Raw genomic sequence first — 13,322 nt, 5'->3', positions numbered from 1 at the left:
AAACGCCACTGCTAATTTCTAAAATGGAATAAAAAATAAATAAAATGCCTAAACCACTAAAAATTCTTCAAGCCTCTGCAGGTTCCGGTAAAACGTTCAGCTTAACGGCACATTACCTTACCTTGCTTTTTTCTGCTGAAAATAAATACCGCGAAATTTTGGCAGTAACCTTCACCAATAAGGCTACAGAAGAAATGAAAACCAGGATTCTGGAGGTTCTACTTGGCTTGGCAAAAGGTAATCCATCAAAAAAAATCGACGATTACCGAAAATTGGTTTTAGTGGCTTACCCACAATTAAATCCACAGGAACTTCAATTCAAAGCAGATAAGATATATCGGAAAATCCTTCATGATTACAGTCGCTTTTCGGTGAGTACCATTGATGGTTTCGTACAAAAAGTAATTCGTGGTTTTGCTTTTGAACTCGGGCTGAATGCCGATTATAGTTTAGAAATGAATTATGATAAGGTTAAAGATGATTTGGTAAATAAACTGGATGAAGCCTTAGACACAAATAAACAACTGTTGCAATGGATTATTGATCTGGCCATCGAACGCATTAGTGATAACAAAAGCTGGAATTACAAATTTGAACTCTACAACCTGATTGGTGAAATTTTCTCCGAACGCTTCCAGGTTTTTGAAGATGCAGTTACCGCTTTAGGATTAGAGAATATTGATGAACTTTTCAAAAAATACATCAGCGTAACCAAAGCAGAAATTAAGAATTTTGAAGAAGAAATTATTCGTTTAGCAACAGAAGCCAATGAAGCCTTAAATGTTCTGGGTGTGGAGAACGAGCACCTCAAAGGCAAATCAAGAAGTGGTTTAGCGAAAATTATCCTGGTTGCCCGTGGCGATCTCTCAAAAGTAGAACCGCTTTTTAATTATATAGATGAGCCAGATGAATGGTTTCAAAAGAATGCAAATTTTCCGGAAGCTTTTGAAGTTGTAAACCCTATTCTTCAGCAGATAAAAACCCATTATCTCACACACCTGCCAAACTATAGCCTGGCCATTGCCTTCAATAAAAACCTTTACTATTTAAGGCTGATGCAGGAAATTGCCATGCTGTTAAAAGAGTACCGCGCAGAAAATGATAACCTTTTAATTAGCGATGCGCAGAAATTAATCTCCGGAATTACTGATGATGCAGGTGATAATCCATCTTTCATCTGGGAAAAAGTGGGGAACAGATACCGTAATTTTCTTTTCGATGAGTTTCAGGATACCTCGACCAGCCAATGGGGAAGTTTTAAATCGCTCCTCACCAATGCTATGGCCACGCCAAGCGAAGATTTAATTGATCATTTAATCGTTGGCGATACCAAACAATCCATTTACCGTTGGCGTAACGGAGATTGGAATATTCTGCATAAACATGCGAAACGGGAAGTCGGCATCGACAATGTTATAGAAGATAGTCTGGCAGAAAATTACCGCAGTACGGGGAACATCATCACTTTTAATAATTTCTTGTATCGCTCCATTCCCATTACGCTCCAAAATGAGCTTAATACAACTTTAGCCACCAAACCAGAAAGTATTTCCAACTGGTGGGCTGGGGAAAATTATACGCAGATCATCACTGATATTTACGGTGCATCTACACAAAACTTCGCCACCAACACCTTAAAAGGCGGGACAATAAAAATCAAAAAATTTGGCAAGGAACATGCGCCGGATGAGGCTCGTTTCACGGAAACTGTTTTCAGAGATATTGCTTTAAATGATATCATTGAAGAGATCAAAATACTAAAAGATCAACAAAATTACGTTTTAAAAGACATTGCCATTTTAGTGCGTTCCAATAGCGAGGCTTTACTTACTGTTCGCAAGTTGATGGAGCATCATCTTCCCGTGCTATCAGGCGATGCCTTATTGATTTCGAATAACTCGGCAATACAATTGATCATCAACACCTTAAAGGTACTCATTGGTTTAGAAGCCCAAATCGCACTTTACAAGGCAAATTGCATTGCTTTGTACCATTCGTTGCAAGAGAAAGCGCCCGATGCCAATCACTACATTAACCTTAACAGTAAGCCACTAAGCCAACTTTCTGCTGTTTTACCACTATCGTTATGCGAAAACTGGCAAAGCTGGTTGCAATTGCCACTACCAGAATTGGTTGAAATTTTAATTGAGAGTTATGGATTAAAAACATTAACCGCTCATCTACCCTATCTTCTGGCGTTTAGGGATTTAACGGCCACCGCCGGAAAAGCTGGCGAAAAAGGAATTATTGCATTCTTAACCTGGTGGGAAGAAGACGGAATCAAAAAATCTTTGCCGTCTCCTGAAGGCGCTGATGCGATTCAAATCATCACCATTCACAAATCAAAAGGACTGGCTTTCAGGGCCGTTTTTGTACCTTTCTGCAACTGGGAAATTAAAGGAAAAGTGAATGGTACCTTCTGGGTATCATCAGAAGAAACGGTTTACAAAGAACTTAAAGGCATCCCATTAAAATACAATGAAGCATTAGGAGATTCGGCCATTGCTAAAGCTTATTTCGAAGAACTGCTCTACAACAACATGGACGCCTTGAACATGCTTTATGTGGCCACCACACGTTCTAAAGATTACCTCTATATCGCCACTATGGCTAAAAAAGAGTTAAAACTATCTAACATGGGCGATGTGATCAATTTAACTTTTGATAACGAATTTGATGAAAATGGAGTTTATGAAATTGTAGATTATATTGCTGTTGAAGGCAAAAAAGAAGAAACAGATTTTATCAATTTAAAACATTACCCAACCACCACCCGATTGGCAGAGTTATACATTGCTTCAGAAGAAAAACATTTAAGGCATTTGGTGAATATTGAAAAATCGGGCAGAAAAGGGTCTTTATTACATGATATTTTGGCAAATGCCAGTACAGAGAAAGAAGTTGATAAGTACATTACAACACTCATCTTGGATGGAGTAGTTCAGGAAGATGAAAAGGACAACCTGAAACAAAAAGCAATGGAAGTTCTGGAAAACGTTGACTTAAAAGCTGTGCTTAACCAGGCAACTGATAGCATCACAGAAAAGAATATAATTGATGCCGAAGGTAAACTCCATCGTCCGGATCGCATTTTATTTAATGATAATGAAGTGATCATCCTGGATTATAAATTTACACTTACAGAAAGCGATAAACACATTGAACAGGTAAAAAATTATAAAAATCTGCTGCTGCACATGGGACACAGCAATGTTAAAACCTATTTGTTTTATGCCGTTAGCGGTAAATTAAAATTAGTGTAATGATTAAACCATTTTTACAAGAAGTTGCCGAAGATTTAATTGAAAAGTTTGGTACCAATCTTCAACATTGTGCTATTGTTTTCAACAACAAAAGGCCATCAGCCTATATGCAGAAATACCTGGCTGATATGATAAAAAAACCATTTTTCAGTCCGTCGTTTTACACTATCCAGGAGTTTTTTGCTACTGCTACACAATTTAAAATCGCCGATTTCTACCTGCAGTTCTTTACGCTTCATAAAATATACAACCAGTTACTGGCCGAAGAACACATGGAACCAATTTCAAGCCATAAGTTTTTTCCCTTAGCAAAGATTATTCTAAGCGATTTCACTCAAATAGACAATGATTTAGTTGATGCAGGTAAGCTATATCGCGATTTAGAAGACATTTCTGTTATTAATAAAGATTTCGATTACCTGAGTCCGGAGCAATACCAGTTCTTAGCACAATTCTGGACATCCTATTCTGAAGGAAAACATAAAAAACAGCAGGAACTTTTCATTAAAATGTGGCGTCGGATGCCAAAACTCTATCACAAGTTTCATGCATCACTAAAAGAGCAGGAATATTTAACCAATGGTTATGTGTATCGCCATTTGGCTGAAGGAACCGATACCCAAAGAGACTTGCCTGTCAACTTCGAAAAAGGAAAAATTATTTTTGTTGGTTTCAACGCATTAACCAGTGCCGAAGCAAAGATTTTTACACAGCTACAAGAGGCTGATCAAGCCTTATTTTACTTCGATGCCGATGAATATTATGTAGATGATCCTTTGCAGGAAGCGGGCTTATTTCTGAGAAAAAACCTGAATCAGCTGGGCTTGAAAAATGTTTTCGAAAATAAGCCAGGCTTAATGAAAACAGCCGAACATCAGGTGAATGTTTTCAAGGTTCAGGGGCAATCGGCGCAGGCAAAAATTCTGAATAATATTTTGGAAGATGATTATGCTGAAAGTAGTGAGATTGGCTCTACCGTTGTCGTGCTGGCAGATGAAAGCTTACTATTGCCTGCCCTGCAAACCATTCCGACAAACTATAATGGCAAAGACATCGATCTGAATGTAACCATGGGTTTTGCCCTATCCACATCAAGCATCTTTGGTTTAGCTGATTTATGGTTCTCCTCTCAATTGGAAATCACGCATACTGGGAAGATTTCTTACAAAAATGTTGAGGCTTTTCTAACACACCCGCTCACTGGTCTGAGCCAGAAAATGAGGGATAAAATTTTAACTGCTTTATTAAAAGAAAATGAGGTAGAAATTGCCCATGAAAGGCTACTGAGGCAAAGCGGATTATTCGAGGTTTTCTACAAAAAAATTGATAGTCCGAAGCATGTAGTTCCCTACCTGCTCGAAGTTTTAGATTTTATATTAACCCGTTTATCTAATGCCAAAACGCTCAAGAAAATTGATGCAGAACTGTTTGTAAAAACCATTCAGGAATTAAATCGACTGCACGATACTTTCGGCAAACACATTGGCGATGAAGAAATCCAGTTTGTAATTTACCTGGTACAAAAATCTTTGCAGGCCATTTCAGTGCCACTATCCGGCGATCCGCTCAATGGGATTCAGTTAATGGGATTACTGGAAACGAGAAACCTTAATTTTGATAAGGTTGTTATTTTAGGTTTCAACGAAGGGATTATTCCAAAATCTTCCATCGGCAATAGTTTTATTCCAGATTCTATCCGCCGCGTTTACGGCTTACCGGTATTAGAAAATCTGGATGCCATTTCATCTTACATGGTTTACCGTTTGATGCAACGGGCTAAGCACATTAACTTCGTTTACAACAGCTTAACTGATGAAAAAACAACCGGCGAAGCGAGTAGAATTCTGAAACAACTGGAATACGAAAGCGGATTCAGGTTTAATTATCATGAACTTAATCTGGATGTAAAAACGGAAGCATTTAAAGAGGTTCGGATTGAAAAAAAGAATAACATTTTTATTCAGGAAACCCTGCAAAAATACCTCGATAAAAAGAAGGTGCTTTCCCCCTCGGCCTTAACCCAATATATTTCCAATCCGATAGATTTTTTCTTCAATTACATTGCTGGCATTAAAGAACCTAAAGAAGTAAGTGCGGTGGTAGAGGCAAATGAAATTGGCTCTATTTTACACAAAGTGATGGAATACTTTTATCAGGATTTGAAGAAAGCAGAAATTACTTCAGAACGGATAAAAGAGAAAAGAAAGCAGGTGCCAGCACTAATTGAGAAAGCTTTCAATGCTGTGATGTTTAACCATCCTGATAAAGTGATGGAATATAAAGGCATGCAAAAAGTGATCTTATCCATTGTAGACGCTTATGTCAACATCATTGTTAATCAGGATGAATCGCAAACGCCTTTCCATATCATCAGTTTAGAGCAGAAAGTTGAGGCAGAAATTAGTTTCCCCTTAAATGGCAAAGATGCGAGTGTTAAGATTTTCGGTTATATCGATCGGGTTGATGTGAAAGATGGTGTAACTAAAATTATAGATTACAAAACCGGCAGTGATAAACTAGCATTTAAAGATGTAGCAGAATTATTTAATTCTGATGGCAAGCATATCAATAAGGCGTTGGTTCAGACTTTACTTTATACTTACGCTTACGAACAATTTTCGGGTAAAACTTTTGTCGAGCCAAACTTATACGTGGTAAAAACAATGGCAGCCGATGGTGTTTGGTTTAAATCGGGAAGGCAAACACTTTCAGGCGAATACCTGGAAGAAATTAAACCTGAATTTTTAATGGAGTTGAGGAAGAAACTTACAGAATTATTTGAGGCACCCTTTTTTGTAACCAGTGCTATAGAAGACAACTATAAATATTCGATCTATAAGACGCTTTTTGGGAAGTAAGGGGAAAGAGTAAAGCTTAAAGACTAAAGCAAAAAGGCTAAAGAGTAAAGCAAATCCGCTCGTCTCATTGTCCTTGCGAGAAATCAACTTACGAAGTTTAGTTGGCCTGGGCGAAAGAAAAACTTCGTAAGTTTAAAACCGTGATTTTTCTACACCTCTTGACTATTTCTGCCATAGCATTAGCTGCAATGAGGTTGCCACAGCCAATGAAGAATTGGCTTCGCAATGACGACGGTATTAATTTAGCGCCTTAATTCTCTGCTCCTTGAACGCTCTTGCGAGAAAATTTTCCGATCCTTAATCGGTAATGTTCGTGGCAATCTCCTACCTGCTAAAGGGTTGGCTGCAATACAAAGACGATAGGCAAACAACGAGAAACGAAAAACGATAATAAAACCCCAGGTTCTTTGCAATTAAACCCATAATATCTAATTTTAACAAATGCTCGCCCTAAACTTCACCAAGTTCCCTATTCTCGAAACCGAACGATTGGTTTTAAGAGAACATCATATTTCTGATGCAGAAGCCTTATATGCCATGCGTACCAACGAAAATATCATGCAATACATTGATAGAGAAAGACCTGAGGATATTTTCGAAATCAAAGATTTTATCTCCCGCTTTAGGAATGGCTTTGAAATTGGCGAAAACCTGGCCTGGGTAATTGCCTTAAAGGAAAATCCGCAACAAATGATCGGTTCGGTAGGCTATTGGCGTACGGACTTTGCCAATCATAGAGCGGAAATCGGCTACATGCTACACCCAGATTATTGGAGAAAAGGAATTATCTCCGAAGCACTCAGAAAATCAATTGATTTTGGATTCGAAGAAGTTAATCTACACACCATTTGTGCCTATATTAATGTAGGAAATGATGCTTCACGGCAGATGCTGGTTAAACATGGTTTTATAAAGGAAGCACTCTTTAAACAGAACTATTATTTCAGAGGGAAATTTTTAGACAGTGAAATCTATGGATTAATTAATCCAAACCATTAACAAAATTAGCAACGTTTTAACGCATAATGTCAATCCTTACCAATTTTGAAACAGATATTTCGAAAAAGCAGCAAATCTTAATACAAAAACAACATTAATGATATCCTCGCGAAATAAAATTTCAGTTTCTGGAGAATAACGGCAAAAACAAGCTAAATCTATAGGAAAACATGCCAATAACTTACTACAATTATTACAAAATACACGCATTATAGCCTTTGGTTTCAAAGCGATTAATAATTATATTTGCCACCGTTATTAAAATTTACAATGAGAGAAATCCAATTTAGAGAAGCACTACGCGAAGCCATGCAAGAAGAAATGCGTAAAGATGACCGCGTTTTTTTATTAGGTGAAGAAGTAGCAGAATATAATGGTGCATACAAAGTAAGTCAGGGAATGCTTGATGAATTTGGCGCTAAACGTATTATCGATACCCCTATTGCCGAATTAGGTTTCGCTGGGATTGCAACTGGTGCAGCAACTGCTGGCCTTATTCCAATTGTAGAGTTTATGACGTTTAACTTTTCATTGGTAGCTATTGACCAGATCATCAACGGTGCGGCTAAAATTTTATCAATGAGCGGTGGTCAGTTCTCTTGCCCTATGGTTTTCCGCGGCCCAACAGGTAACGCTGGTCAGCTAGGTGCACAGCACTCACAAAACTTCGAAAACTGGTTTGCAAACACACCAGGTTTAAAAGTAGTGATTCCATCAACTCCTTACGAAGCTAAAGGTTTATTAAAACAAGCAATCATTGATCCGGATCCGGTTATTTTCATGGAATCTGAAGTAATGTATGGCGATAAAGGCGACGTTCCGGCAGAAGAATATTACATCGAATTCGGTAAAGCAAACGTAACTAAAGAAGGTACTGATGTTACGATTGTAACTTTCGGTAAAATGTTAACCCGCGTAGTTAACCCAGCTGTAGAAGAATTAACTAAAGAAGGAATTAATGTGGAAGTGATCGATTTACGTACTGTTCGTCCGATTGATTATGATACCATTATCGAATCTGTAAAGAAAACAAACCGTTTGGTTGTAGTAGAAGAAGCTTGGCCATTGGCATCACTTTCTGGTGAGATTGCTTTTATGGTACAAAAAAGAGCTTTCGATTACTTAGATGCTCCGGTTTTACGAATCACTTGTGCAGATGTTCCACTTCCATATTCTCCAACTTTAATTGCTGCCAGCTTACCAAATGCTGATAAGGTAGTTAAAGCGGTTAAAGAAGTAATGTACGCAACAAAATAACCCAAACTTTCAGTCCTAGCTTGTCGAAGACCAAAGTCCAAAATACGAATCCTCCAAAGCAATTTGGGGGATTTTTTGTTAAGTCAAATCGCCAAATTGCGCAATTTTAAAGGCCAGGAGAGTAGCAAAACTTCGCCAGTTTCATAAACAAAGTAAATATAAACCCAACCATTAGCATCTATTTTTAGACTGACGAAGTTCCTCAACATACATCCTGTTGAAACTTCGTAAGTCGAATGGCCAACTTGCGCAGTTTCAAAGGCCAGAAGCGTAGCAAAACTTCGCCAGTTTCATAGAAAAAGTAAATATAAACCCATCCATTAGCATCTATTTTTAGACTGACGAAGTTTCCTTACACACATCCTTTTGAAACTTCGTAAGTCAAATCCCCAACTTGCGCAATTTCAAAGGCCAGAAGCGTAGCAAAACTTCGCCAGTTTCATAAACAAAGAGATGATAAACTCAAAACTAGCATCTATTTTTAGACTGACGAAGTTTCCCGACACACATCCCGTTGAAACTTCGTAAGTCGAATGGTTAACTTGCGCAGTTTCAAAGGCCAGAAGCGTAGCAAAACTTCGCCAGTTTCACAAACAAAGCAATGATAAACCCAACCATTAGCATCTATTTTTAGACTGACGAAGTTCCTCAACATACATCCTGTTGAAACTTCGTAAGTAGAATGGCCAACTTGCGCAGTTTCAAAGGCCAGAAGCGTAGCAAAACTTCGCCAGTTTCATAAACAAAGAGATGATAAACTCAAAACCAGCATCTATTTTTAGACTGACGAAGTTTCCCGACACACATCCCGTTGAAACTTCGTAAGTCGAATGATAATTTTTATCTTCGCGGTAACATCAACCTGCATTCCATGTCTGAAAGTTACATATCCGAACAAACATTCAACAAACAAGATTATACCTTAAGCGCATTGCCAAAAGGTGAATATGAAAATTGCAAATTCAGCTACTGTGACTTCTCTGGTTCAGATCTGCATGGCATTAAGTTTTTAAGCTGTGAGTTTATTTCCTGCAACCTAAGCCTGGCTACGCTAACCAAAACATCATTTAACGATGTAAACTTTAAAGACTGCAAAATGCTAGGCTTACGTTTCGAAAATTGTAACGATTTCGGTTTAGCCTTTAGCTTTGATAGTTGCAAACTGGATCATTCTTCCTTTTATAAGCTAAAACTAAAGAAGACTGTTTTTAAAAACAATCAACTGCACGAAGTGGATTTTACCGAATCCGATTTAAGCAATTCAAACTTCGATTACTGCGATTTCCTTAACGCCACATTCGACAGGACAAATCTTGAAAAAGCTGATTTTAGAACTGCCACTCATTATATAATCGATCCTGATAAAAACAGACTAAAAAAAGCCAGGTTTTCGCACTCGGGATTAGCGGGTTTATTGGCAAAATACGATATTGTTATCAGTCAATAATTCTTTTGCTTTTTTTATAACTTCATGTAAAGATGATCATGTTATGGAAAAAAAGGAACCAAAAACGATTGATAGTTATATTGCGCAGTTCCCGGCAGAAACACAAAAAATTCTGAAACAGATAAGGAAAACGATTCACCTGGCTGCACCTGCTGCAAAGGAAGTGATTAGCTATAAAATGCCCGCATTTAAACAGAACAGTATTTTGGTTTATTTCGCAGCTTATGCAAAGCATATCGGGTTTTATCCAACGGGGGTTGGAATTGACGCTTTTAAGAGCGAGTTTGAAAACTATAAGTGGAGTAAAGGTGCAGTTCAGTTCCCAATTGATCAGGAATTGCCTTTAGATCTAATCGCCAGAATCACTAAATTCAAAGTAGAAAAAGATTTCGAAAAGGTTTCCAAGCCTAAAAAAATATCTTAGCAGAAATCACCTGATAAAAAGCAGCCAGCTCCAGGGATAAAATGATTTTTCACTTAAATTGTTACAAATCTTTTGATGTAGCACCAAAAATGTTGTAAGTTTAAAGTTTTTTAAGAGATACCAATTAATCTTTTTTCAAACCATTTAATGTTACGCGTAGATAGCTCAAAACCTTGTAAAATTGTCTACTCATTGTGCAAACATGAGTACCTGGGCTATTTAATTGAACCACATATCGTTCAACTTAATCCGAATGGAGATTTTTCTTTCACTTATCAAAGAATTTTTACGCATACTGCCGAAGAATTTAAAGCCTGTTTAACGGAAATTGATTATAAGCTGATCAAAATCCTTGATGATATTGAACAAGATTCCGTCATCAAAAAACATTATAAAAAATTAATCAGACCTACTGAATTTTTTGCTAAAATTTTCGATGACAAATTTTACGAGAGTGTAAGACCTAAAATCGAAAAAAAACTAGCTGAGGCACTCGAAATACTGAAAGTTCAGAATGAGCTTTATGTAATGGATAAAGATGGATGGCCTGTAGAACGTAAAATCGAACTGGCAACAGAACCCGCATCAATTCTATTCCATTTCCGGAGAAACGAAACCGAAACACGGTATTTCCCTACCATAAAATATCAAAACATGCGTATTGAATTTATGTTCAAAGAAGCGCAAATTATCAGTAATAAACCTGCCTGGTTGTTACTGAATGACATTTTATACTTTTTCGACCAGGATATTGAAGGCAAAAAATTACAACCCTTTCTAGCCAAAAGATATATCGCCATTCCAAAATCTACTGAAGCTACCTATTTCGAAAAATTTGTTGCACCACTAATTGAAAAACATCACGTTTATGCCGAAGGTTTCGAAATTAGAACAGAACAGTTTGAGGCAACACCTGTGATCAAAGTTCTTTATGTTGATGGTGGTATTTCACAAATCCAACTTTACTTTAAATATGGCGAATACAATTTCTCTATAGAAAACGCACATAAAGTTACCGTTCGCCTGGAAAAAATAGCCGACAATTATATCTTCCACCGCATTAAACGTTCTGCAGAATGGGAGAAAAAACAATTTAATCTACTCCTTTCGCTAGGCTTGAAAAAGGCTAGTGCACTTTTCAGCAATTTGGAAGTGATGAGTAGCGAAGAAAACCCAAGTTATGCTGCAATTAACTGGGTAAATGAACACATTGATATGTTGCATTCGCTTGGTTTTGAAATCGAGCAAAGCACTGGTCAGAAACGCTTTGTTTTTGGCACGAGTAAAATTGATCTGGAGGTTAAAGAAGGAAATGATTGGTTTGATATTAATGCAGTAGTTTGGTTTGGAAAATATCAGATCCCGTTTCTTTCCCTAAAACAGCATATTCTACACAAAAGACGAGAGTTTTTATTGCCAGATGGCGAAGTAGCGATTATCCCTGAAAAATGGTTTACGCAATACGGCAGCTTGTTTAGTCTGGCGGAGACTGGCAAAAACCTGCGACTTAAAAAACACCACATTGGCTTACTCAATGATTTGGCAGAAGATAGTCTGGCAAATGTTACGCTGGAACGTAAACTTCAGCGCCTCTCAGATTTTGAAGATATTGCCGATACGCAAATGCCGGTACACTTTAAAGGTAACCTTCGCGATTATCAAAAAGCAGGATATAACTGGTTCAGCTTTTTACGCGAATATAACTTTGGTGGCTGCCTGGCGGATGATATGGGTTTGGGTAAAACCATCCAAACACTGGCCATGTTGCAAAAAGTAAAGGAAGATGATCAGCTGGCCGGTACTTCGAGCACCTCTTTAATTGTTATGCCAACCTCTTTAATTTACAACTGGTTAACGGAGGCTAAAAAATTCACACCAAAACTTAAAATTTACGCCCATACAGGCAGTAACCGAAATAAAAACGTTGCCATTTTTGCAAATTACGATATCATCATCACCACCTATGGCGTAACCAGGGTTGACGTGGAAGAATTAAAAGACTTCTATTTTAACTATGTAATTCTGGATGAAAGTCAGAACATTAAAAATCCGTCATCGAAATCTTTTAAGGCCGTTAGAAGCCTTAAATCCAGGCACAGACTAATTCTGAGTGGTACGCCTGTAGAGAATTCAGTAGGTGATCTTTGGTCGCAACTTACCTTTCTAAACCCGGGTCTATTAGGTACGCAAGCATTCTTCAACGAGGAATACGTGCAGGCCATAGAGAAGAAAAAAGACGAAGAGAAAGCACGTAAACTACAAAGCATCATTAAACCATTTGTACTGCGTAGAACCAAAGAACAAGTTGCTGCAGAATTACCACCGAAAACGGAGCAGGTAATCTACTGTGATATGAGCGAAGATCAGGCGGCCTATTACGAGAAAACGAAATCAGCCTATCGCAATGATTTATTGCAAAGCATGGATGATGGAACTTTCGCTCAAAAACAGGTTCAGCTATTGCAAGGTTTAACTGCATTACGTCAGTTGGCTAACCACCCAATCATGATCGATAGCACCTACCTCTCTGACTCCGGAAAATTTGAAAACGTGATTCATACGCTGGATAACGTACTTAAAGGCGGGCATAAGGTTTTGGTATTCTCACAGTTTGTAAAACATCTTGATATTTTTAAGAAACATTTCGAGGCAGAACAAATTCCTTTTGCCTATCTCGATGGATCAACCCGCAACCGTGGTGAAATTGTATCAGAATTTCAGCAAAATACTGATTTAAAAGTTTTCCTGATTTCCATAAAAGCTGGTGGTGTTGGTTTAAACTTAACGCAGGCCGATTATGTATTTATCCTGGATCCATGGTGGAACCCTGCAGTAGAACAACAAGCAATTGATAGAACGCACAGGATTGGTCAGGATAAGAAAGTATTCATTTATAAATTTATCGCGAAAGACACGGTAGAAGAGAAGATTCTTGCCTTGCAAAACCGTAAAAAAACTTTGGCAAATTCACTAATTACCACCGAAGAAAGTTTCTTTAAATCACTGAGTAAAGACGACATTAGAGATATTTTAAACTAGCCTTAGATTCAAACGCTATAATTTCTCCGCATCAA

Annotated in this window: 7 protein-coding genes; all 7 read left to right on the top strand. The window is 37.7% G+C overall.

What is annotated here, in order from left to right:
* Positions 1-44: 44 nt before the first annotated feature.
* The 7 genes from ACN1CD_RS03780 (at position 45) to ACN1CD_RS03750 (ending at position 13,287) form a co-directional block, all read left to right on the top strand.
* Positions 45-3,263 carry a UvrD-helicase domain-containing protein gene (locus ACN1CD_RS03780; RefSeq protein ID WP_419128917.1) on the top strand — a complete coding sequence of 1,073 codons (3,219 nt, stop codon included), beginning with the start codon at positions 45-47 and terminating at the stop codon, positions 3,261-3,263.
* Entirely contained in the window at positions 3,263-6,121 is a 2,859-nt protein-coding gene (locus tag ACN1CD_RS03775) for a PD-(D/E)XK nuclease family protein (protein ID WP_419128916.1), read from the top strand. Before ACN1CD_RS03780 ends, ACN1CD_RS03775 begins: the two co-directional genes overlap by 1 nt.
* 441 nt (positions 6,122-6,562) lie before the next feature.
* Complete coding sequence (locus ACN1CD_RS03770; protein ID WP_419128915.1) at positions 6,563-7,120, top strand: GNAT family N-acetyltransferase; 558 nt, start codon at positions 6,563-6,565, stop codon at positions 7,118-7,120.
* Between the two features lie 270 nt (positions 7,121-7,390).
* Positions 7,391-8,377 carry a pyruvate dehydrogenase complex E1 component subunit beta gene (locus tag ACN1CD_RS03765; RefSeq protein WP_419128914.1) on the top strand — a complete coding sequence of 329 codons (987 nt, stop codon included), beginning with the start codon at positions 7,391-7,393 and terminating at the stop codon, positions 8,375-8,377.
* 871 nt (positions 8,378-9,248) lie between these two features.
* Complete coding sequence (locus tag ACN1CD_RS03760) at positions 9,249-9,824, top strand: pentapeptide repeat-containing protein (protein ID WP_419128913.1); 576 nt, start codon at positions 9,249-9,251, stop codon at positions 9,822-9,824.
* Positions 9,825-9,867: 43 nt separating this feature from the next.
* Positions 9,868-10,248 carry an iron chaperone gene (locus ACN1CD_RS03755; RefSeq protein ID WP_419128912.1) on the top strand — a complete coding sequence of 127 codons (381 nt, stop codon included), beginning with the start codon at positions 9,868-9,870 and terminating at the stop codon, positions 10,246-10,248.
* 147 nt (positions 10,249-10,395) lie between these two features.
* Complete coding sequence (locus tag ACN1CD_RS03750) at positions 10,396-13,287, top strand: DEAD/DEAH box helicase (RefSeq protein ID WP_419128911.1); 2,892 nt, start codon at positions 10,396-10,398, stop codon at positions 13,285-13,287.
* Positions 13,288-13,322: the final 35 nt, after the last annotated feature.

This window comes from Pedobacter sp. N23S346 (genome assembly GCF_048515415.1).
In the GTDB taxonomy this organism is placed as follows: Bacteria; Bacteroidota; Bacteroidia; order Sphingobacteriales; family Sphingobacteriaceae; genus Pedobacter.
The sequence above is the reverse complement of the archived record's forward strand: the minus strand, read 5'-3'. Positions and strand labels throughout refer to the sequence as shown.